We start from the raw sequence: 21,269 nt of genomic DNA, 5'->3' as shown, positions 1-21,269 counted from the left end.
TGAAGTAGTTGGGGGTTGCCCCCTGTGAGATAAGGGAGTTGCTTAGCGAATTGGGAGTTTAGCTCAGCTGGGAGAGCATCTGCCTTACAAGCAGAGGGTCAGCGGTTCGATCCCGTTAACTCCCATTACATAGGAATATGTAGGTCCCGTAGTGTAGCGGTTATCACGTCGCCCTGTCACGGCGAAGATCGCGGGTTCGATTCCCGTCGGGACCGTTAAAATATTTTTTTATTTTAAGGAAGACTCGTTAGCTCAGTTGGTAGAGCAACTGACTTTTAATCAGTGGGTCGCTGGTTCGAGCCCAGCACGGGTCATTTATGCGGGTTTGGCGGAATTGGCAGACGCACCAGATTTAGGATCTGGCGCTTTCGGGCGTGGGGGTTCAAGTCCCTTAACCCGCATATAAGAAAATAAGCCGGCTTAGCTCAGTTGGTAGAGCATCTGATTTGTAATCAGAGGGTCGCGTGTTCAAGTCATGTAGCCGGCATTGAGAAGAAATTGCGAACGTAGTTCAGTGGTAGAACACCACCTTGCCAAGGTGGGGGTCGCGGGTTCGAATCCCGTCGTTCGCTTTAGAGGCCGGGGTGGCGGAACTGGCAGACGCACAGGACTTAAAATCCTGCGATGGCAACATCGTACCGGTTCGATTCCGGTCCTCGGCATGAATAATATAGAGCACCCTTAGCTCAACTGGATAGAGTACCTGACTACGAATCAGGCGGTTAGAGGTTCGACTCCTCTAGGGTGCATAGCTCGCTTAGTGTTTGACATTAGGGGAGATTTATTTTTAATGAATACACGGGAAGTAGCTCAGCTTGGTAGAGCACTTGGTTTGGGACCAAGGGGTCGCAGGTTCGAATCCTGTCTTCCCGATTTGACAGCTTCTTAGTTGTTTTTTTTTGCACTTTTTTTAATTTCTTTTTGTTATAATACTGGTATGATTAGTTTACAAGATACAATTTCTTCTTTGCCTGGTTTTGGGCCTAAAACGGCTTTGAAATTTCAAAGCTTAGGTCTTTCTTCTGTCCAAGATGTTTTACTTTATTTTCCTTTTCGCTATGATGATTTTTCAAGTAAGTCTATTTTGGAACTATCGGATGGCGAAAAAGTTCTTTTAAGCGGAGAGGTTGTGACTCCTGCTTCCGTTCAATATTATGGTTTCAAAAGAAATCGATTAAGATTTTCTATTCGAACAGATGAAGTTGTTATTTCTGTTTCTTTCTTTAATCAACCATATTTAGCTGATAAAGTTGATGTAGGGCAACAAATTGCGATTTGGGGAAAATGGAATAAGGCGAAGGCGACTTTAACTGGAATGAAGATTTTAAATCAATCCAAAGAAGATTTTCAACCGGTTTATCGTTCTTCTGAGGGGATTAAGCAGTCCTCTATTCTAAAATTGGTTAAAACAGTTTTTGAAATGGGTTATTTAAATCTGATGGCAGAGAATCTACCTAACTCATTACTGGAGAAATATCAGTTAATGAACCGTCAGAGGGCAATTTATTATATGCACTTTCCGTCAGACGATTTAGCTTATCAGCAAGCTATTCGGAGAATAAAGTTTGAAGAGTTGCTTTCTTTTCAGCTGGGCTTGCAGTTATTGCGTTCAAAAAACCGAGAAAAAAATAGCGGCTTATTGATTAATGTTGATCGAGTGGCAATCGAAAAAAAGATTGCTGCTTTGCCATTTTCTTTAACGCACGGCCAGTCCAGAAGTTTATCTGAAATATTAGAGGATATGGCTTCTTCAAGACATATGAATCGACTCTTGCAAGGAGATGTTGGTTCTGGTAAAACGGTGATAGCGGGTTTGGCGATGTATGCTGCAGTGACAGCGGGGTACCAATCTGCTTTGATGGTGCCAACAGAAATTTTAGCTGAACAGCATTATGAAAGTTTGAGTCAGCTCTTTCCTGAATTTTCAATTGCCCTTTTAACAGGAAATATGCGTGTTGCACCAAGGCGATCCCTTCTAGAGGCGATTCAATCTGGTCATGTTGATTTTGTGATTGGGACACATGCTTTGTTTCAAGAGGATGTGGTTTACAATCGTTTGGGATTGGTAATTACGGATGAGCAACATCGTTTTGGTGTGAATCAGCGGCGTTTGTTTAGACAAAAAGGGATCAATCCAGATGTGTTGATGATGACGGCGACACCTATTCCTAGGACATTGACCATTACGGCTTTTGGGGATATGGACGTCTCTATTATTGATCAACTACCTCAAGGCAGAAAACCAATTATTACCCGCTGGGTAAAACATGAGCAGTTTCCAGTAGTGTTAGATTGGTTAGGGAAGGAGATAAGAAAAGGGAACCAAGCCTATATTGTCTCTCCTTTAATTGAAGAATCAGAAGCACTTGATTTGAAAAATGCTGTGGCTCTTGAGGCAGAATTGCAGGCATTTTTCAAGGGTCATGTTCGGATAGGGCTTTTGCATGGCCAAATGAAATCTGATGAAAAAGAATCGATTATGCTATCTTTTAAACAGAAAGCACTAGATTTGTTGGTTTCGACGACTGTTATTGAAGTTGGTGTCAATGTGCCAAATGCAACGATTATGCTGATTATGGATGCAGACCGTTTTGGGCTTAGCCAGTTGCACCAGCTCAGAGGTCGTGTTGGTCGAGGTGATAAGCAGTCCTATGCAATTTTAGTAGCCAATCCTAAGACAGATTCGGGTAAGGAGCGTATGCAGATCATGACAGAAACCAATAATGGCTTTGTATTAGCTGAAAAAGACCTTGAGATGCGAGGGGCTGGAGAAATATTTGGTACTCGCCAGTCTGGTATTCCTGAGTTTAAAGTCGCAAATATTGTAGAAGATTTTGCGATGTTGGAAGAGGCTAGAAAGGTTGCTAGGCAAGTTGTTTCAGACTCTGCTTGGAAGAAAGAACCTGAATGGTCAAACTTGTTGAATGATTTGGACAAGCCAATGATACTAGATTGAGGTGGTAGGGCAAAAATCAGTAGTCAGGTATATCCCTAGTTCTCCTCAACTGCTGTAAAAGCTGATAAAATCAGTAGCTGAGAGTATACACAGTAGTTGTTCATTGGTGTTAAAGCATCAGGGGGCAACACTAAAACTGGTAAATCCAGTAAGTGCCCCAACGATTGCGTCTTGTTTAATTTATGATAAATGATTAGAAGGCTAGGACTTTTGTCCCGGCCTCTTTTTCAGTGTGAGAATAGAATGTTGCTTGATTGCAATAAATTGTTCTTTTTTATGGTATAATTGTTCGTATAATAGGAAGATTAAAGGAAAAATATGGGGATAAAAGCAGTTTTTTTTGATATTGACGGGACCTTATTAACGGATAATCGATCAGTAAGTCAATCGACTGTGGAAGCAATCAATTCTTTAAAAAAACAAGGAATTCTAGTTGGATTGGCTTCCGGTCGAAGTCCGCGTTTTTTAGTGCAGTATATGGCTTCATTGGGCTTGGATATTGCGATAGCCTACAATGGGCAATATATTTTTTCGAGGGATACGATTTTGCATGCACAAGCCCTGTCTACTAATGAATTAGAAGAGATGATTGTCTATGCAGAAGATCACAAAAAAGATTTATCATTTGGCACTGCAACAAATGTAGTCGGTAGTAGCATCATGAGTTTTGGTTCTGGAAACTTAGCCTATCGTATTTCGAGGCTGATTCCTGAGTCTTGGGCAGGAATGGTGAACTTTTTGTTTAATCGTGTCATTCGTTTTTTTAAACCTCAAAAACCAATCAATATGCAATCGATTATTGAACAACCCATTTATCAAATGATGATGTTAATGACGGAGGTAGAGAGCCGTAAAATTCAATTGCGTTATCCAGATGTGACTCTGACAAGGTCAAGTCCGTATGCAGTCGATATTATTAGTAAAGGAATGTCCAAGTTAAAAGGTATTGAGATTGTTGGAGAGCAGATGGGCTTTACAAGGGATGAGGTGATGGCCTTTGGAGACTCTCGAAATGATATGGAAATGCTGTGTGGGGTCAAATATTCTGTTGCCATGGGCAATGCAGCTAAAAAGGTGAAGCGGGTTGCTAGCTATGTGACAGATACCAATAACCGAGATGGTATTTCAAAAGCAGTTCAGCATTTTATGGAAACAGGAGAATGTTCGTGTGTTTCAAAGTGAGGATAAGCAGTTTAACCAAGTAAAAGAATTTCATTTGTTAATGGATGGCAAAACCCAGGAAGCGGTGCAAGCATTTGATGAGAATCAGGCTACATTTCGGTCAGAATTCAAAATTGAAGAGATTGTTGAATTTCTTTCGGCAGCAGTTGATTGCCAAGAAGCATTTGAAGAAAAGATTTTGGAATTACACCAAGCCGTTGATAAAGTAGCTAAGAAAGTTCTAAGAAAAGGGCAGGTCCAACAATCGCTTGTTGGACAGGTAGATGCTTTATTAGATTTGCTTTATTTTACCTATGGCTCATTTGTTTTAATGGGGGTTGACCCAAAGCCGATTTTCGATATCGTTCATCGGGCGAATATGGGTAAGCGATTTCCGGATGGACAAGCTCATTTTGATCCAGTCACTCATAAAATTCTGAAGCCTGAAAATTGGGAACAGGACTTTGCTCCTGAAAAAGCAATTTTAGAGTCCTTACAAAGACAGGGCAAACGCAAATAAGAAAAGCCTGATACCAGGCTTTTCTTATTCAAATACTTTTTCTTGTTCACGGACAATCAATAAGTCAATAGCGGCATGACGGAGGATATACTCTGATGAAGAGCCGATTAGTAGGCGTTCAAAGGCGTTTAAACCTGTTGCTCCTAACATCATCAAATCAGCTCCTGTTTGCTGTGGAATATCCTGTGCGAGCAGGGTTTTTGGATTGCCAAATTCAATGAGAACTTGTACGTCTACCACACCGGCATTTTTAGCTTCTGTCTGGTAGTTGGCTAACAAGTCGGTTGCTTCGCGTTCGAGCGATTCGTAAACAGAAGCATCGAAGGCAGCAACGTTGTGGAGGGCACGAGTATCGATGACATGAGCAATGATCAGCCGAGCTTGATTTCGTTTGGCTACATGAATGGCTTTGTGAAGGGCTAATTCGGCTCCTTTTGAGCCATCAACGGCCACAAGAATTGTTTGGTAAGATTGTGTCATAGATTTTCACTCCTTTCTCTTACTATTATTGTAAGCCTTTTCAGTAAAAAAGTAAACTCTTTCTTGTGATTTTTTCAAAATTAAGCTAAAATATAAACCAGTAGAAAGCAGAGGTCAATTGTGATGAGACAATTCGATAAATCTATAAAATTAGAAGATGTTGCCTATGATATTCGTGGACCTGTCTTGGAAGAGGCTAATCGTATGCGGGCAAATGGAGAAAAAATTCTTCGCTTGAACACAGGAAATCCGGCAGAGTTTGGCTTTACAGCACCGGATGAAGTAATCCGTGATTTGATTTTGAATGCTCGTCAGAGCGAAGGCTATTCCGATTCCAAAGGGATTTTTTCTGCCCGGAAGGCTGTTATGCAATACTGCCAGTTGAAAAATTTTCCAGATGTAGATGTTGAAGATATTTACATGGGAAATGGTGTGTCAGAACTGATTTCAATGTCCATGCAGGCTTTGTTAAATGATGGCGATGAGGTCTTGGTACCGATGCCGGATTACCCGCTTTGGACAGCCTGTATTAGTCTAGGTGGTGGTCGTGCCGTTCACTACCTTTGTGATGAAGAAGCGGACTGGTACCCAGATATTGCAGACATTAAATCAAAAATTACAGAAAACACCAAAGCCATTGTTGTTATCAATCCGAATAATCCGACCGGGGCTCTGTATCCAAAAGCATTATTGGAAGAAATTGTTGAAATTGCGCGCCAGCATGAGTTGATTATTTTTGCAGATGAGATTTATGACCGCTTGGTGATGGATGGTGAGGAGCATATTGCCATTGCGAGTCTGGCTCCAGATGTCTTTTGTGTGTCCATGAATGGTTTATCAAAATCGCACCGAGTAGCTGGATTCCGTGTGGGTTGGATGGTTTTGTCTGGACCTAAGAGAAATGTCAAGGGCTATATTGAAGGGCTCAATATGTTGTCCAATATGCGATTGTGTTCCAACGTTTTAGCCCAGCAAATTGTTCAGACCTCTATGGGGGGCAAGCAGTCGATTGATAAATTGTTGTTGCCAGGAGGTCGAATTTTTGAACAACGGAATTTTATTTACGAGGCTATTAACAATATTCCTGGACTTTCTGCCGTCAGGCCTAAAGCAGGTCTATACCTTTTCCCTAAGATTGACCGCAATATGTATGCGATTGAAGATGACGAGCAGTTTGTGTTGAATTTCTTAAAACAAGAGAAAATTTTGTTGGTACATGGAAGAGGATTTAACTGGAAGGATCCTGATCATTTCCGGATTGTCTATCTACCAACAGTAGAAGATTTAGCGGATGTTCAAGAGAAAATGACCCGCTTCTTGCATCAATATCGAAAATAAAGGTTGAGCATTGCTCAACCTTTTATTTATGAAATTGAGCGAATAATTAAAACAATGCCCAATTTTCTGATAATTGTTGAATTTTCTGAACTATTTTGATACAATGAAGTCAATTATAGTGTAAAGAGGATAATATGACAACATTACTAGAAAAAACGCGGGATATTACATCTATCTTGAAGCGTTCGGAAGAAAAATTGGCAGAAGAATTGCCATATAACGCCATAGCTGAGCATTTGGCTGAAATTATTGATTGCAATGCTTGTATTATCAATAGTGATGGAGAAGTTTTAGGCTATTTCATGAAATACAAGCTTAACAATGACCGAGTGGAAGAGTTCTTCATCAATAAGCAATTCCCTGAGTCATACATTAAATCAGTTGCTCAAGTCTATGATACCCATGCCAACTTACCAGCAAGTAGTGATTTGACAGCCATTCCAGTTGAATCACGGGAAGCTTATCCTGATAGCGTGACAACGGTCGCTCCAATTCATGTGACAGGGATTCGTTTTGGTTCCTTGATTATTTGGCGCAACGATGGTCAATTTACAGACGAAGACTTGATTTTGGTTGAAATTGCATCAACTGTGGTAGGAATTCAATTGCTCAACTTCCAACGAGAAGAAGATGAGAAAAATATTCGTCGTAGAGCAGCTGTGAACATGGCTGTCAATACTCTATCTTATTCAGAGATGAAGGCTGTATCTGCTATTTTGGGGGAGTTAAATGGCTTAGAGGGTCAATTAACAGCTTCTGTTATCGCTGATCGAATTGGCATCACCCGCTCAGTGATTGTCAACGCTCTTCGTAAGCTGGAGAGTGCAGGCATTATTGAAAGCCGTTCCTTGGGAATGAAGGGGACTTATCTCAAAGTCTTGATTCCAGCCATCTTTGATGAAATTAAAAAACGGGATTATTAAGATGGCAGTTAAGGCGCTGATATCGATTGATTATACTTATGATTTTGTATCTGATGATGGGAAATTAACGGCTGGGAAAATAGCTCAAGCTATCTCAGAACGAATGGCTGAGGTGACAGAAGCTGCTTATCGTCAAGGGGATTATATCTTTTTTGCCATCGATTTGCATGAGGAACAAGATTCTTTTCATCCAGAAAGCTGTCTCTTTCCACCCCATAATATCGTAGGGACCCCTGGGCGGACTCTTTTTGGTCCATTGGCTGAGGTTTATGAGTCGATTAAAGACGATGCCCGAGTTGTTTGGTTGGATAAACGTTATTATTCAGCTTTTTCTGGGACGGACTTAGATATTCGACTCAGAGAGCGAGGTGTGAAGACAGTTGTTTTGACAGGTGTCTTATCCGATATCTGCGTCCTCCATACAGCAATTGATGCTTACAATCTAGGGTATGAGATTGAAATCATTGGATCAGCGATTGCGTCCATCACTGAAGAAGCTCACGCTTTTGCGCTCAATCATTTTGAGCATGTGTTAGGGGCGACTATCTTACCATAAAAACTCTATCCAAAGGATAGTACAAAAGTTTGAGACACCCTGTCTCAAACTTTTTTATTGATAATAATCATAGGAGACTCACAAATATATTGTCGATGAACTTTCGTTTTACCATCTTTAGCGGTGACTTGATAGGGGGTTATGCGACGGCATTTTTCCTTGTTTTGGAAAGAGACTGTTCTGTTAAGGCTTGTTGCTTTCTTTGGCTAGTAAAAATCAGTCACAATATGGTAAAATAGACTATAAATTGTTTAAAGGAGCTATCATGAAAATTTCTGAAGAAGAAGTACGCCATGTGGCAAAGCTGTCTAAACTCACCTTTTCAGATGAGGAAACAACAGCCTTTGCGACCAGTTTGACTAAAATTGTCGACATGGTGGAATTACTAAATGAAGTAGATACGACAGGTGTGGCCATTACAACGACAATGGCAGACCGCAAAACGGTTATCCGTGAGGACGTGGCAGAAAAAGGGACCGATCGGGAAGAACTCTTTAAAAATGTTCCGGAAAAAGAGAACCATTACATTAAAGTACCAGCTATTTTGGAAGAAGGAGGAGATGCTTAATGTCATTTAAGGAGAAAACAATTGATGAGTTGCATGCCCTTCTGGTAGCTAAAGACATTTCGGTAACGGAATTAACCGAGGCAACGATTCAGGATATGAAGGACCGGGAAGAAGCGGTTGGCTCTTTTATTACGATTGCTGAAGAAGAAGCCTTGGCTCAAGCAAAAGCCATTGATGAAAAGGGAATTGATGCAGACAATGTCATGGCAGGAATTCCACTTGCTGTTAAAGACAATATTTCAACCAAGGGAATTTTGACCACAGCAGCTTCTAAAATGCTCTACAATTACGAGCCGATTTTTGATGCAACAGCTGTTTCCAATGCCTATGCCAAGGATATGGTGTTGATTGGAAAAACCAACATGGACGAGTTTGCCATGGGTGGCTCAACGGAGACTTCTTACTTCAAGAAAACCAAAAATGCTTGGGACCAAACCAAGGTACCCGGAGGCTCTTCTGGCGGTTCTGCAACAGCGGTTGCCTCTGGACAAGTACGTCTTTCGCTTGGTTCAGATACAGGGGGCTCCATTCGCCAGCCAGCAGCCTTTAACGGGATTGTTGGTTTGAAACCAACCTACGGAACGGTTTCACGCTACGGTTTGATTGCCTTTGGTAGCTCACTGGATCAAATTGGTCCCTTTTCACCAACGGTAAAAGAAAATGCTCAATTACTGAACGTGATTGCAAGCAGTGATGCGAAAGATTCGACGTCAGCGCCTGTTCGTGTAACAGATTATACCGCAAAAATTGGTCAAGATATTGCCGGTATGAAGATTGCTCTTCCCAAAGAATATTTGGGAGAAGGGATTGATCCTGCCATCAAGGAAAATATTTTGGCAGCTGCCAAGCACTTTGAAAAATTGGGGGCGACGGTTGAAGAAGTGAGCTTGCCACATTCTAAATATGGTGTAGCGGTTTATTACATCATTGCTTCTTCTGAAGCATCGTCCAATTTGCAACGCTTCGATGGTATTCGTTATGGTTTCCGTGCAGCCGATGCGGAGAATTTGGAAGACATTTATGTGAAGACGCGGAGCCAAGGTTTTGGAGAAGAGGTCAAGCGTCGCATTATGTTAGGAACCTTTAGCTTGTCTTCTGGTTACTACGATGCTTACTTTAAAAAGGCTGGTCAGGTTCGGACCTTGATTATTCAAGATTTTGAAAAAGTCTTTGCAGATTATGATTTGATTTTAGGTCCAACGGCTCCAACCGTCGCCTTTGGTTTGGATACCATGAGCCATGATCCGGTTGCCATGTATTTGGCGGATCTCTTGACCATTCCAGTCAACTTGGCTGGACTTCCAGGAATCTCGATTCCTTCTGGTTTTGTTGATGGCTTACCAGTCGGCTTGCAATTGATTGGTCCAAAATACTCTGAAGAGACGATCTACCAAGTGGCAAGTGCCTTTGAAGCGACTACCGATTACCACAAACAACAACCCATTATTTTTGGAGGTGCAAACTAATGAACTTTGAAACCATTATTGGGCTAGAAGTCCACGTTGAATTAAATACCAACTCCAAAATTTTCTCTCCGTCTTCTGCTCATTTTGGAGAAGACCCAAATGCCAATACTAACGTGATTGACTGGTCATTCCCTGGTGTTTTGCCAGTGATGAACAAGGGGGTTATTGATGCGGGGATTAAGGCTGCCCTAGCTCTTAACATGGATATTCATCAGCACATGCACTTTGACCGCAAGAACTATTTCTATCCAGATAATCCTAAAGCCTACCAAATCTCCCAATTTGATGAGCCAATTGGTTACAATGGCTGGATTGAAATTGCACTTGAAGATGGTACTACCAAGAAAATCCGTATTGAACGGGCTCACTTGGAAGAAGACGCTGGAAAAAATACCCATGGGACGGATGGTTATTCCTATGTTGACCTCAACCGCCAAGGCGTGCCCTTGATTGAGATTGTATCCGAAGCGGATATGCGCTCTCCAGAAGAAGCCTATGCCTATCTGACAGCGCTCAAGGAAATCATCCAATACACTGGGATTTCAGACGTGAAAATGGAAGAAGGTTCCATGCGGGTTGATGCCAATATTTCCTTGCGTCCTTTTGGTCAAGAGAAGTTTGGAACCAAAACCGAGTTGAAGAACTTGAATTCCTTTAGCAACGTCCGTAAAGGCTTGGAATTTGAAGTGGAACGCCAGGCCAAAGTCTTGCGGAGTGGTGGGGTGATTCGCCAAGAAACCCGTCGCTATGATGAGGCAACAAAAGGCACCATCTTGATGCGGGTCAAAGAAGGTGCTGCTGATTACCGTTATTTCCCAGAGCCAGACCTACCATTGTTTGAGATTGAAGATTCTTGGATTGAGGAAATGCGGGCAGAATTGCCTAAATTCCCTGCAGAACGTCGATTAGACTATATGGAACGTCTCGGTTTATCCGCTTATGATGCTGGTCAATTGACGGCAACTAAGGCCTTGTCAGACTTCTTTGAAAAAGCAGTAGCATTGGGCGGAGATGCTAAGTTGGTGTCCAACTGGTTACAAGGTGAAGTAGCCCAGTACTTGAATGCGGAAGGTTTAACCATTGAAGGGATTGCCTTAACGCCAGAGAATCTAGTTGAGATGATTGCCATTATTCAAGACGGGACCATTTCCTCTAAGATTGCGAAAAAAGTTTTTGTCCACTTGGCAAAAAATGGGGGCTCTGCGCGTGAATTTGTTGAAAGAGCAGGTCTGGTTCAGGTATCAGACCCAGCTGTCTTGATTCCAATTATTCACCAAGTCTTTGCTGACAATGAAGCAGCTGTTGCAGACTTTAAGTCTGGAAAACGCAATGCCGATAAGGCCTTCACTGGTTTCTTGATGAAAGCAACCAAGGGACAGGCTAATCCGCAAGTTGCTCAATCCTTGTTAGCCCAAGAATTGGCTAAGTTATTAGAAGAATAAGGAAAGGGTGAACGAAAGTTCAACCTTTTTTTAGAATTAAAATATAAAACGTTCGGATATTACCTTATTCTTCAAGAAAAACTTTGCTTTTTTGATTCGTTTTTATATAATAAAAGAACAATAAAAAGGAGTTCTACCATGGAAAAAATCTATACTGGCAAAACAAAAGATGTCTATGCAATCGATCATGAAACGGTTCTCTTGAAATTTAAGGATGATGTCACTGGAAAAGACGGTGTCTTTGATCCAGGGGAAAACCAAGTGGGCTTGCAGATTGAGGGAGCAGGTCACGCTGCTCTTACCCTGACCAAATTTTTCTATGAAAAACTCAATGACTTGGGTTTGAGTACCCATTTCGTTTCTGCAGACTTGTCAAAAAATGAAGCAGTGGTCAAAAAAGCAACTGTTTTTGGAAAAGGTGTGGAAGTGATTGTGCGCTACCGTGCAGTTGGTTCTTTTATCCGTCGCTACGGAGCTTATATTGAAAATGGAGCCTCCATTCCGACCTATGTGGAAGTGACCTTAAAAGACGATGAAAAAGGGGACCCATTGGTAACCAAGGATGCTTTGGAAATCTTGGGCATTATGTCATCTGAAACCTATGAAGAGTTGGCAGGGCTGGCCAAAGAGATTGGGGATGTTGTCAAAGAGGAATTGGCCAAGAAAGAATTGGAACTATATGATATCAAATTTGAGTTTGGCTTAATTGATGGGAAAGTTGTCTTGATTGATGAGATTTCAGGTGGCAATATGCGGGCCTATCGTGGAGAAGAATATATTTTACCACTCGATTTGGAACACATTCTTTTGGCGGATGCCTAAAAATACCTATAATTAAAAACTATCAACATGTATATAAAATATATATTTTCCAACTATATCTTTCTTTGGTAAAATGAAACTATCATATCGAAGGAGCATAAATAGATGACAAAGAAAGTTTTTGAACACGTTGGTAGTTTTTTACGGCCAGAAGCATTAAAAGAAGCCCGCGAAGCCTTTGCAGCCGGCAATCTATCGCAAGAGGAATTGACAGCCGTTGAAGACCGCCTGATTACAGAATTGGTCGATAAACAAGTGGCTGCTGGACTAGAGAAAGTCACAGATGGGGAGTTCCGCCGGGCCAACTGGCATGTTGATTACTTCTGGGGTTTTGATGGGATTGAACGCCACCAATTTGGCCAAGGCTTGGCCTTTCACGGTGTGGAAACCAATGACGACTCTGCTCGTGTTACTGGAAAAATCGGTTTTACTAAGGGAAATCACCCCTTTATTGGGCATTACCAGTTTCTCAAAAAATTAGCAGACGAGCGTGGTGTGGAAGCCAAGATGACTATTCCAGCGCCAGCCCAGTGCTTGGTCGAATTGCAACGTGGCTCCAATATCCAAAAGGCCTTGGAAGTCTACCCAAATCAAAAAGAATTGTTGGATGATTTAGCGACTGCTTACCGTGATTCTATCCTCGCCTTTTATGAAGAAGGTGCCCGCACCATCCAGCTGGATGACTGTACTTGGGGAGCGATCATTGATGATGAGTTCTACAAGACGGTCGTCAAAGGTGCTGTGGAAAAGGACTTCCTCCGGGAAAGCTTCCTCTATGTCAACAATAAGGCGGTAGAAAATCTCCCAGAGGACCTGCAAATCAACACCCATATCTGCCGTGGGAACTACCAGTCAACCTATGCGACAACTGGACCTTACACAGCTGTTGCAGAGACCCTTTTTGACTGTGAAAATGCAACTGCCTACTTCTTGGAATACGACAACGAGCGTTCAGGTGGCTTTGAGCCCCTAGCGGAATTCAAAGACCCAAATAAGGTAGCAGTTTTAGGCTTGATCACGACCAAGGATGGTCAGTTGGAAGACAAGGAGACCATCATCAAACGGATCCGTGAAGCAGCTGAAATCCTGCCGCTTGAGCAACTCTGGTTAGCGACCCAGTGCGGCTTTGCTTCGACAGAGGAAGGCAACCTTATCACATATGAGGACCAATGGAAAAAACTGGCCCTTGTCAAGGAAATCATTGATGAGGTATGGGGAGCAGTGGATTAATCAAAACAATCTCTATTTACAGTTTGGTAGATAGAGATTTTTTATGTGACTTTTAGCCAGTCTCACTCAGGAGCTACGAGGCAAATAAACCACTCGTTTGACGGGTGGCTATGATTATGAAGATAAGATTGGGAACTCCAACACTTGTGTTCACATTCATTATGAAACAATAAATGTGATATAATAAAGAAAACGCTTTAAGGAGGCGCAATATGAAAAAATTAAAATGTTTACTGTTTCTACCTCTTTTCTTTATAATGGTAGCCTGTGGTCAAAATCCTAAAGATGAATTTCTTTCTCGATTAGAGAAGCAGCAGACTCAGAAGCAAGTTTCTTATGACTATACCATTAAGTTAGACGATGTGATGACAAGTGATGCAAAAGGAATGGATGCAACCATTTCATCTTTTGTTGGAAAGGCAATTGATGCGACTATTTCACAAGATTTGGATGAAAATCTGATTTATGCTTCAGTTGATTTATCTTCTATTAATCCTATGTTTTCAAGTTTTGAAATGGTGTATGCAGATGATAAAGCCTATATGACTGCCGCTCCAATGCTTGCCATGTCAGGTATAACTTCTTCTAAAATAGACGGAAAATATGTGGATATTGAAGAAATGTCTGGTGAAAAATTACCTGCAATAAGTGATTTTACACCAAATAACAAGGAAAATGCGAAAGTTTTTAAGGAGTTAGATTCCAAAAAATTTACCAAAGATGGGGACAAAGTTAGTGTGACCATGACTGTGGAAGAACTGTTTGATATGGCTCAAAAAGCGATGGAGAACGGAGATAAGCAAAACAAATCAGATACTAAAAATGTTGAAAAGCAATTGTCTGAAGCAAAAGAGACGTTCTCAAAAGATTCGACTTTTGTCATGACTCTTGATAAAAAACAAAATGGTAAAGCTTTATTGACGCTGAAATCAGCTGAGAATAAAAAAGACAATATCAAAATCAGCATCACATTCACTAAAAAAGACTATAAGGCTCCAATTTTACCAGCTAAAGAGGATATCCTAACAAAAGATGAGCTCCTTAGTCTTATGATGGAATCTTATTCTGGAAATTAAACAGAGTGATTTTACTAGAAGATTTGCTCGAACTTTCTTTTTTGTGAAAATAGATGAGTCTATCTGACAAAATACTTCAAATAAAAAAACACCAAAATGGGTCATAAAACCGATTTTGGTGTTTTTTTATTTGCTACTGTTACGCAGGGTTAGTTTTGTTCCTAATTTAATCATACGCGGGTGGAAGTCCTGCTTGGTATGTATCATTTTATCTACTAAATCAATAGCTTGCTCGCCCATTTCTTCAGTGAAAACCTTGATACTGGATAAGGCAGGATAGACCTGTTGTGTCAGTGGGGTGTCGTTGAAGGAGATGAGGCTGACTCTCTCTGGGACAGAAATATGGGCTTCTTGAAGAGCTTTTAAAGCCCCGACAGCCAAAGCGTCGCTAGCAATAAAGAAAGCGTGAGGTAGATCTTCTCCTAATTCTGAGATAGCGTCTTTCATTAATGCGTAACCAGATTGACTAGTAAAGGAACCAATAAATACATTGCGAGGATTGTACAGTTTTAGATCCCCCATGTATTGTTTAAAGGTACGAAAACGTGGATCAATTAAGGGGATTTCTTGATCAGTTGTTTGTTCTTCACCAGTAATGAGCCCAATGTCATTGATGTCTTTTGCTAAAAAGTGATCAATCACTTGGACAACGGATCGGTTGAAATCAGTTGTGACACAGGAAAAGCCCTGGCTGAGGGTATCACTATCGACAAAGACAAGGTTTGTTTGTTTTTCTGATAGACTTGCTAGTTGTTGCGGGCTGAATTTTCCAATGGCGATAATCCCATCGACATCTGTCAAAATGGGGGCTTGAATATCGTTAAAAGTACGTACCAATTGATAGCCTTTTTCCAGTGCTCGTTTTTCAATGCTAATACGGATGGAGTAGTAATACAAATCATCTAGCTCTTTGCTTTCCGTATACCATTGAACAATGGCAATAGTTGGCTGCTGTTCAGCTGTGATTTGTTTTTTGAGGTGTTTGGTATAGCCTAAGTCTTGAGCGACTGAGAAAATAGTTTGGCGGGTTTCTTCTCCTACTGAGAGGGTTTTATCCCCTTTTAATACACGAGAAACAGTAGCCTGGGAAACATTTGCGATGTTTGCAATATCCTTAATTGTTGCCATGATTTCCTCCTATCATTGCTTTTCAATAGAGTACTTTTATTATACCATTAAATTTAGTAAAAGTTTAGTAAAAACATTGACAAAGAATGAAAAAATGATTAAAATAAAATAAAAACGGTTACAAAGGAGAATTCTGATGAAGACGACGGAATTAACACAAGCTTTTGTTGAAGTATTTGGAGTAGAGCCAGATGCGACCTTCTTCTCGCCTGGTCGAATCAATTTGATTGGGGAGCATACAGACTACAATGGAGGGCACGTTTTCCCAGCCGCTATTACGTTAGGAACCTACGGGGCTGCTCGAAAACGGGATGACCAAACCTTGCGGTTTTATTCCAAGAATTTTGCCGATTTAGGGATTATTGAAGTATCGCTGGCCGATTTAGTGTTCAAAAAGGAGGACAACTGGACCAATTATCCAAAAGGTGTCCTCAAGTTCTTGCAAGAAGCGGGTCATACCATTGATTCGGGGATGGATGTCTATGTCTATGGCAATATTCCAAACGGATCAGGCTTGTCTTCTTCTGCCTCCTTGGAATTGCTGACAGGAATCATTGCTGAAGAGCTTTTTGATCTGGATTTGGAGCGTTTAGACTTGGTTAAAATCGGAAAACAAACCGAAAATGAGTTTATCGGGGTCAATTCTGGTATTATGGACCAATTTGCCATCGGTATGGGGGCAGACCAACGGGCCATTTATTTGGACACCAATAGCTTAGAATACGATTTGGTGCCTCTTGATTTGGGAGACCATGTAGTGGTCATTATGAACACTAACAAACGCCGTGAGTTAGCGGATTCCAAATACAATGAACGCCGGGCAGAATGTGAAAAAGCAGTTGAAGAACTCAATACTGTCCTATCGATTGAAACCCTGGGTGAGTTGGATGAGGCAACCTTTGACCAATATGCTTACTTGATAAAAGATAGCAACCGACTCAAACGGGCCCGCCATGCGGTTTCTGAAAACCAGCGGACCTTAAAGGCAAAAGAGGCCTTGGTGGCGGGCGACTTGGACCAATTTGGTCGTCTGGTCAATGCTTCGCATGTGTCTTTGGAACACGATTATGAAGTGACCGGTGTGGAGTTGGATACCTTGGCACATACAGCTTGGGAACAAGAAGGTATATTGGGTGCCCGCATGACAGGTGCTGGATTTGGTGGCTGTGGCATTGCCATTGTCCAAAAAGACAAGGTAGGAGCTTTTACGGAAAACGTTGGCCGCATCTACACAGAGAAAATTGGCTATGCTCCGGATTTCTACATTGCTGAAATTGCAGGTGGTAGCCGCGTCTTGTCACGAAAATAGTAGGAAAAATTATGGTTGAAACACTACTGGGAAAATTTGTTCAACAGGTTATTGAACACAGTGATTACGAAGAGTTGGACCGGATTTATCTATCCAACCGGGTTATGGCCCTGGTGGGGGAAGAAGGTCTTGAAACAGAAACAGGAGCAGAAACCCTGATCGACTTAAAGGATGAGTTGGTGGCTGTGGCTGTTCAAAATGGCTATTGCGGGCCATTATTGGAGGAACAAGATATAGTGGGTGCCCAACTCATGGATTTTGTGACGCCTCCTCCGAGCCAAGTCAACCAGCGCTTTTGGTCGACATATGCAGAAAATCCAGAGAAGGCCATTGCAGATTTTTACCAATTGAGCAAGGCCAATGATTATGTAAAGGTAAAGGCCATTGCCAAAAATATCTATTACCAGGCTTCGACGGAGTATGGGGATTTGGAAATCACCATCAATTTGTCCAAGCCCGAAAAAGATCCAAAGGCCATTGCAGCAGCCAAATTGGCAAAAAAATCTTCCTATCCAAAATGCCAGCTCTGTATGGAAAATGAAGGGTACCAGGGTCGGATCAACCATCCAGCTAGATGCAATCACCGGGTGATTCGTTACCAAATGCAGAATGAAGAATGGGGATTCCAGTATTCTCCGTATGCGTATTTTAATGAGCATTGTATCTACTTCTATGGCCAGCATGAGCCCATGCAGATTGGGGATTCGACCTTTGTTCGCCTCTTGGACATTGTCGATCAGTTTCCGGGGTATTTTGCAGGATCCAATGCAGACTTGCCAATTGTAGGCGGATCGATTTTGACCCATGAACACTACCAAGGTGGTCGGCATACCTTTGCTATGGAAGTGGCCCCTGTTGAAAAAGAATTTGTCGTCACAGGATTTGAGAATGTGTCCGCGGGCATTGTCAAATGGCCGATGTCGGTGATTCGGATTGCTAGCACGGACAAGGTTGCCTTGGTGAAATTGGCCTCTCACATCTTGGCTGTTTGGCGAGGGTATTCGGATGAGGATGCTCAGATCAAAGCCTTTACTGGGGAGACTCCGCACCATACCATTACACCGATTGCCCGTAAAAAAGGGGTGGTCTTTGAGTTGGATTTGGTCTTGCGGGATAACCAAACAACAGCTGAATTTCCAGATGGACTTTACCACCCGCATCCAGATGTCCAACACATCAAAAAGGAAAATATTGGTTTGATTGAGGTCATGGGATTAGCCATCTTGCCACCTCGTCTCAAGGCGGAATTGCAAGATGTCGAGGACTTCCTATTAGGAAAGGCCGTAGAGGTTGCTCCTTATCACCAAGCTTGGGCAGAGACCTTGCGAGACAGCTTTGTGGTAACTGAGGAAAATGTGACAGAAGTTGTCCAAACGGCAGTGGCTAAGGTGTTTAGCCGTGTCCTGGAAGACGCTGGTGTCTACAAACGTACCCCTCAAGGGCAGGCAGCCTTCTGGCGCTTTGTGCAAGAGTTGGGGATTCACTCATCATAGTCTAAAAAAAAGGTTAGGTTATCCTAGCCTTTTGTGTTATACTATTTAGAAATAGATTGATGAAAATGAGATGAATAAAGATGAAAACAAGCACAAAAGGAACCTTGTACACCCTGATTGCGGGGATCGCTTGGGGGATTTCAGGAGTCAGCGGACAGTATTTGATTGAAAACGGCATGCCGGTTGATTTGATTACCATGCTACGGCTCTTGGTATCAGGTGTCGTCCTAACAGCGATAGCGGTAGTTCGCCAACCCCAGCAGCTAAAAGACATGCTTGGTGAGCGTAAGTCGCTTGGTTTATTGGCTGTTTTTGCCTTGACAGGCTTAGCCTTAAATCAATTGGCTTATTTAACGGCTATCCAGCACAGTAATGCTGGGACCGCAACGGTGCTCCAGTATCTCTGTCCCATCATTGTCCTGGCCTATACCTGCCTGCGCCAAGCCCAGTGGCCAACTAGGATTGAGCTTATCTCGATGTTCTTGGCCATCTTTGGAACCTTTTTAATGGCGACGCATGGGCAAATAAGAGAATTGGCCATCACCCCACTTGGTTTGTTCTGGGGGATTTTCTCTGCCGTTACTTATGCTATCTACATCATTTTGCCCTTGCCCTTGATCAAGCGCTTTGGTAGTTTGGTGGTCATGGGTGTGGGTATGTTGATGGGCGGTATCGTATTAAGTCTCTATTATCAGATTTGGACCTACTCGATTGACTGGACAAGTGGCACCATCTTAGGCCTCTTTGGAATCGTGGGGATTGGGACCATCTTTGCCTATACGGTCTTTTTAGAAGGGGTTAGCATGGTCGGTTCTGTCAAGGGGAGCCTTTTGGCCTCCATTGAACCAGTCGCCTCTGTCATCTTTGCGGTATTGTTGATCAATGAAGTCTTTCATGTCATTGATTTGCTTGGGATGGTCTTGATTTTAGGAGCTGTCTTGCTGATTTCTCTTCGTGATTTATTAGCGTTAAACAAACAAAAACAAAACAATAACCCAGTTTAAGGATACTTTAAGTCTATTTCAGTAAACTAAATCTATTCTTTTTCATATTATCTCCTAGAAAACACCTGACTCCCTGAGTTGGGTGTTTTCGTTTGCCTTGGGGATTTACCGAAAATATGGTAGAATAGTTTCAAATACTTGTATGGGAGATAAATGTGGCAATAGAAGATTACATGCCCGATTTTGTGGTAGAAAAAGCGTATGATGTAACGGTAGCGAGCTTGGAGAAAAACAATATCAAGGTCGTATTTGTAGACTTAGACAACACCTTGATTGCTTGGAACAACCCAGATGGGACACCAGAGATGCGGCAGTGGCTCCATGACTTGCGAGATGCTGGAATTCGAGTGGTGGTTGTGTCCAACAACAATTATGAGCGCGTGAAACGGGCTGTTGAAAAATTCAATATTGATTTTGAAGCACGGGCCATGAAGCCTTTTACTTTGGGAATCAATCGGGCCATCAAACGTTTTGGTGTCAAAAAAGAAGAAGCGGTCATGATTGGAGACCAGTTGATGACTGATATTCGGGCTGCCAAGCGGGTTGGAATCAAGTCTATCTTGGTGCGGCCTTTGGTGGAATCTGATGCCATTCAAACCCAATTTAACCGTTGGAGAGAACGCCGCATGTTGAAGAAAATTGCTGCTAAACACGGCGCATTTGATTATAAAAGGGATATTTAAGTGGAAGAATTATTTTGTATCGGCTGTGGAGCAGCCATCCAAACCAGCGACAAAGAACAGGCAGGTTACACCCCCCAATCAGCTCTTGAAAAAGGGCTAGAGACTGGACAGGTCTATTGCCAACGGTGTTTCCGTCTGCGCCATTACAATGAGATTTCAGATGTGAACATCTCTGATGACGAATTTACCAAATTGCTTCATGAGGTAGGCGATAGCGATGCCCTCGTGGTCAATGTGGTGGATATTTTTGACTTCAATGGCTCCATCATTCCAGGCCTGTCCCGCTTTGTGTCGGGCAATGATGTTCTGTTAGTGGGCAACAAGCAGGATATTTTGCCCAAGTCTGTTAAGACAGGTAAGGTCACCCAATGGCTGACGGAGCGGGCTCATGAAATTGGCATGCGGCCGGTCGATGTGGTGTTGACCTCAGCTCAGACCAAACAAGCCATTAAGGATTTGATGGAAAAAATTGAAGAACACCGTAAGGGACGAGATGTGTATGTGGTAGGTGTGACCAATGTGGGTAAATCAACCCTGATCAATGCCATTATCCAAGAAATTACGGGTGACAAGGACGTGATTACGACCTCTCGCTTTCCTGGAACGACTCTGGATAAGATTGAAATTCCCTTGGACGACGGTTCCTATATCTTTGATACACCAGGGATTATCCATCGCCACCAGATGGCCCATTACTTGTCGGCTAAAAACCTCAAATACATCAGTCCTAAAAAGGAAATCAAGCCAAAAACTTACCAGCTTAATCCAGAGCAAACCCTCTTTTTGGCAGGGCTTGGCCGATTTGATTTTATAGCGGGGGAACGCCAAGGCTTTACCGCCTTCTTTGAAAACACGCTCGACTTGCACCGGACCAAATTGGCTGGGGCAGATGCCTTTTATGAAAAACATGCTGGAACTCTCCTGACACCGCCTTCGCAAAAAGAAATGGCAGATTTCCCAGAGTTGGTCCGTCATGAGTTCATGATCAAAGAAAAGACCGATGTGGTCTTCTCAGGTCTGGGCTGGATTCGGGTCAATGATACCGCCAAAATTGCGGCCTGGGCACCAAAGGGTGTCGATGTCGTCTTGCGAAAAGCGATTATTTAACCAGTCT

Annotated in this window: 17 protein-coding genes, 9 tRNA genes and 1 pseudogene; 25 read left to right on the top strand and 2 right to left on the bottom strand. The window is 42.4% G+C overall.

Features of this window, described 5'->3' with window-relative positions:
- Positions 1-52: 52 nt before the first annotated feature.
- The 11 genes and pseudogenes from ACVR1I_RS10505 (at position 53) to ACVR1I_RS10455 (ending at position 4,637) form a co-directional block, all read left to right on the top strand.
- Positions 53-125, top strand: a tRNA-Val gene (locus ACVR1I_RS10505).
- A 17-nt stretch (positions 126-142) separates the two neighbouring features.
- Positions 143-215: transfer RNA gene (locus ACVR1I_RS10500), tRNA-Asp, on the top strand.
- A gap of 26 nt (positions 216-241) precedes the next feature.
- Positions 242-314: transfer RNA gene (locus tag ACVR1I_RS10495), tRNA-Lys, on the top strand.
- A gap of 5 nt (positions 315-319) precedes the next feature.
- Positions 320-401, top strand: a tRNA-Leu gene (locus ACVR1I_RS10490).
- Between the two features lie 13 nt (positions 402-414).
- A tRNA-Thr gene (locus ACVR1I_RS10485) sits at positions 415-487 on the top strand.
- Positions 488-500: 13 nt separating this feature from the next.
- A tRNA-Gly gene (locus tag ACVR1I_RS10480) sits at positions 501-572 on the top strand.
- 6 nt (positions 573-578) lie between these two features.
- Positions 579-662: transfer RNA gene (locus tag ACVR1I_RS10475), tRNA-Leu, on the top strand.
- A 13-nt stretch (positions 663-675) separates the two neighbouring features.
- A tRNA-Arg gene (locus tag ACVR1I_RS10470) sits at positions 676-749 on the top strand.
- Positions 750-799: 50 nt separating this feature from the next.
- Positions 800-873 (top strand) — tRNA-Pro (locus ACVR1I_RS10465).
- Positions 874-940: 67 nt separating this feature from the next.
- The gene (gene recG / locus ACVR1I_RS10460; RefSeq protein ID WP_447443974.1) at positions 941-2,956 is read left to right on the top strand and encodes an ATP-dependent DNA helicase RecG; all 2,016 of its coding nucleotides are present in this window, start codon (positions 941-943) and stop codon (positions 2,954-2,956) included.
- A 318-nt stretch (positions 2,957-3,274) separates the two neighbouring features.
- A pseudogene (locus tag ACVR1I_RS10455) lies at positions 3,275-4,637 on the top strand (HAD-IIB family hydrolase).
- Between the two features lie 24 nt (positions 4,638-4,661).
- Here ACVR1I_RS10455 and ACVR1I_RS10450 read toward each other — a convergent pair.
- On the bottom strand, positions 4,662-5,117 hold the full coding sequence (locus ACVR1I_RS10450) for a universal stress protein (protein WP_447443970.1): 456 nt from the start codon (positions 5,115-5,117) through the stop codon (positions 4,662-4,664).
- A 123-nt stretch (positions 5,118-5,240) separates the two neighbouring features.
- On the opposite strand from ACVR1I_RS10450, the gene ACVR1I_RS10445 reads away from it, so the two are divergent.
- The 9 genes from ACVR1I_RS10445 to ACVR1I_RS10405 all read left to right on the top strand — a co-directional run bounded on the left by ACVR1I_RS10445 (position 5,241) and on the right by ACVR1I_RS10405 (position 14,538).
- Positions 5,241-6,455 (top strand): pyridoxal phosphate-dependent aminotransferase, encoded by a 1,215-nt coding sequence (locus ACVR1I_RS10445; protein WP_447443969.1) that lies wholly within the window; start codon positions 5,241-5,243, stop codon positions 6,453-6,455.
- A gap of 134 nt (positions 6,456-6,589) precedes the next feature.
- A complete protein-coding gene (gene codY, locus ACVR1I_RS10440) occupies positions 6,590-7,378 on the top strand; it encodes a GTP-sensing pleiotropic transcriptional regulator CodY (RefSeq protein WP_447443968.1) in 789 nt (262 codons plus the stop codon).
- A 1-nt stretch (position 7,379) separates the two neighbouring features.
- Positions 7,380-7,934: a cysteine hydrolase family protein gene (locus ACVR1I_RS10435; RefSeq protein WP_447443973.1), complete on the top strand. Its 555-nt coding sequence runs from the start codon at positions 7,380-7,382 to the stop codon at positions 7,932-7,934.
- Between the two features lie 265 nt (positions 7,935-8,199).
- Positions 8,200-8,502, top strand: coding sequence for an Asp-tRNA(Asn)/Glu-tRNA(Gln) amidotransferase subunit GatC (gatC, locus tag ACVR1I_RS10430; RefSeq protein WP_447443967.1), 303 nt, complete (start codon positions 8,200-8,202; stop codon positions 8,500-8,502).
- On the top strand, positions 8,502-9,968 hold the full coding sequence (gene gatA / locus ACVR1I_RS10425) for an Asp-tRNA(Asn)/Glu-tRNA(Gln) amidotransferase subunit GatA (protein WP_447443966.1): 1,467 nt from the start codon (positions 8,502-8,504) through the stop codon (positions 9,966-9,968). Before gatC ends, gatA begins: the two co-directional genes overlap by 1 nt.
- Positions 9,968-11,410, top strand: coding sequence for an Asp-tRNA(Asn)/Glu-tRNA(Gln) amidotransferase subunit GatB (gene gatB / locus ACVR1I_RS10420; RefSeq protein WP_447443965.1), 1,443 nt, complete (start codon positions 9,968-9,970; stop codon positions 11,408-11,410). The genes gatA and gatB overlap by 1 nt, the downstream gene beginning before the upstream one ends.
- 138 nt (positions 11,411-11,548) lie before the next feature.
- Positions 11,549-12,232 carry a phosphoribosylaminoimidazolesuccinocarboxamide synthase gene (locus ACVR1I_RS10415; RefSeq protein WP_447443964.1) on the top strand — a complete coding sequence of 228 codons (684 nt, stop codon included), beginning with the start codon at positions 11,549-11,551 and terminating at the stop codon, positions 12,230-12,232.
- A gap of 105 nt (positions 12,233-12,337) precedes the next feature.
- The gene (locus ACVR1I_RS10410) at positions 12,338-13,462 is read left to right on the top strand and encodes a 5-methyltetrahydropteroyltriglutamate--homocysteine S-methyltransferase (protein ID WP_447443963.1); all 1,125 of its coding nucleotides are present in this window, start codon (positions 12,338-12,340) and stop codon (positions 13,460-13,462) included.
- Positions 13,463-13,674: 212 nt separating this feature from the next.
- On the top strand, positions 13,675-14,538 hold the full coding sequence (locus ACVR1I_RS10405) for a hypothetical protein (RefSeq protein ID WP_447443962.1): 864 nt from the start codon (positions 13,675-13,677) through the stop codon (positions 14,536-14,538).
- A 126-nt stretch (positions 14,539-14,664) separates the two neighbouring features.
- Here the strand turns inward: ACVR1I_RS10405 and ACVR1I_RS10400 are convergent, their stop codons facing one another.
- The gene (locus ACVR1I_RS10400; protein ID WP_447443961.1) at positions 14,665-15,666 is read right to left on the bottom strand and encodes a LacI family DNA-binding transcriptional regulator; all 1,002 of its coding nucleotides are present in this window, start codon (positions 15,664-15,666) and stop codon (positions 14,665-14,667) included.
- Between the two features lie 136 nt (positions 15,667-15,802).
- Between ACVR1I_RS10400 and ACVR1I_RS10395 the strand changes: the two genes are divergently transcribed.
- The 5 genes from ACVR1I_RS10395 to yqeH all read left to right on the top strand — a co-directional run bounded on the left by ACVR1I_RS10395 (position 15,803) and on the right by yqeH (position 21,262).
- A complete protein-coding gene (locus ACVR1I_RS10395) occupies positions 15,803-16,975 on the top strand; it encodes a galactokinase (RefSeq protein ID WP_447443960.1) in 1,173 nt (390 codons plus the stop codon).
- An 11-nt stretch (positions 16,976-16,986) separates the two neighbouring features.
- Positions 16,987-18,468, top strand: coding sequence for a UDP-glucose--hexose-1-phosphate uridylyltransferase (gene galT / locus ACVR1I_RS10390; RefSeq protein ID WP_447443959.1), 1,482 nt, complete (start codon positions 16,987-16,989; stop codon positions 18,466-18,468).
- Positions 18,469-18,548: 80 nt separating this feature from the next.
- On the top strand, positions 18,549-19,472 hold the full coding sequence (locus tag ACVR1I_RS10385; protein ID WP_447443958.1) for a DMT family transporter: 924 nt from the start codon (positions 18,549-18,551) through the stop codon (positions 19,470-19,472).
- A 155-nt stretch (positions 19,473-19,627) separates the two neighbouring features.
- Positions 19,628-20,155, top strand: a complete 528-nt coding sequence (locus ACVR1I_RS10380) for a YqeG family HAD IIIA-type phosphatase (RefSeq protein ID WP_447443957.1) — start codon at positions 19,628-19,630, stop codon at positions 20,153-20,155.
- Positions 20,156-21,262 carry a ribosome biogenesis GTPase YqeH gene (yqeH, locus tag ACVR1I_RS10375; RefSeq protein ID WP_447443956.1) on the top strand — a complete coding sequence of 369 codons (1,107 nt, stop codon included), beginning with the start codon at positions 20,156-20,158 and terminating at the stop codon, positions 21,260-21,262.
- The last annotated feature ends 7 nt before the right edge of the window (positions 21,263-21,269 follow it).

It is taken from the genome of Streptococcus cameli (assembly GCF_053207365.1).
Note: the sequence above shows the minus strand (reverse complement) of the source record. Positions and strands in the feature narration are given on the sequence as shown.

Excerpts from the sequence above, each read along its gene's own strand:
- ACVR1I_RS10410 (WP_447443963.1), top strand. The coding sequence starts at position 12,338 with ATGACAAAGAAAGTTTTTGAACACGTTGGTAGTTTTTTACGGCCAGAA.
- gatB (WP_447443965.1), top strand. The coding sequence starts at position 9,968 with ATGAACTTTGAAACCATTATTGGGCTAGAAGTCCACGTTGAATTAAAT.
- ACVR1I_RS10385 (WP_447443958.1), top strand. The coding sequence starts at position 18,549 with ATGAAAACAAGCACAAAAGGAACCTTGTACACCCTGATTGCGGGGATC.
- codY (WP_447443968.1), top strand. The coding sequence starts at position 6,590 with ATGACAACATTACTAGAAAAAACGCGGGATATTACATCTATCTTGAAG.
- ACVR1I_RS10435 (WP_447443973.1), top strand. The coding sequence starts at position 7,380 with ATGGCAGTTAAGGCGCTGATATCGATTGATTATACTTATGATTTTGTA.
- ACVR1I_RS10400 (WP_447443961.1), bottom strand. The coding sequence starts at position 15,666 with ATGGCAACAATTAAGGATATTGCAAACATCGCAAATGTTTCCCAGGCT.
- gatA (WP_447443966.1), top strand. The coding sequence starts at position 8,502 with ATGTCATTTAAGGAGAAAACAATTGATGAGTTGCATGCCCTTCTGGTA.
- galT (WP_447443959.1), top strand. The coding sequence starts at position 16,987 with ATGGTTGAAACACTACTGGGAAAATTTGTTCAACAGGTTATTGAACAC.
- ACVR1I_RS10395 (WP_447443960.1), top strand. The coding sequence starts at position 15,803 with ATGAAGACGACGGAATTAACACAAGCTTTTGTTGAAGTATTTGGAGTA.
- ACVR1I_RS10445 (WP_447443969.1), top strand. The coding sequence starts at position 5,241 with ATGAGACAATTCGATAAATCTATAAAATTAGAAGATGTTGCCTATGAT.
- ACVR1I_RS10450 (WP_447443970.1), bottom strand. The coding sequence starts at position 5,117 with ATGACACAATCTTACCAAACAATTCTTGTGGCCGTTGATGGCTCAAAA.
- ACVR1I_RS10415 (WP_447443964.1), top strand. The coding sequence starts at position 11,549 with ATGGAAAAAATCTATACTGGCAAAACAAAAGATGTCTATGCAATCGAT.
- ACVR1I_RS10405 (WP_447443962.1), top strand. The coding sequence starts at position 13,675 with ATGAAAAAATTAAAATGTTTACTGTTTCTACCTCTTTTCTTTATAATG.
- gatC (WP_447443967.1), top strand. The coding sequence starts at position 8,200 with ATGAAAATTTCTGAAGAAGAAGTACGCCATGTGGCAAAGCTGTCTAAA.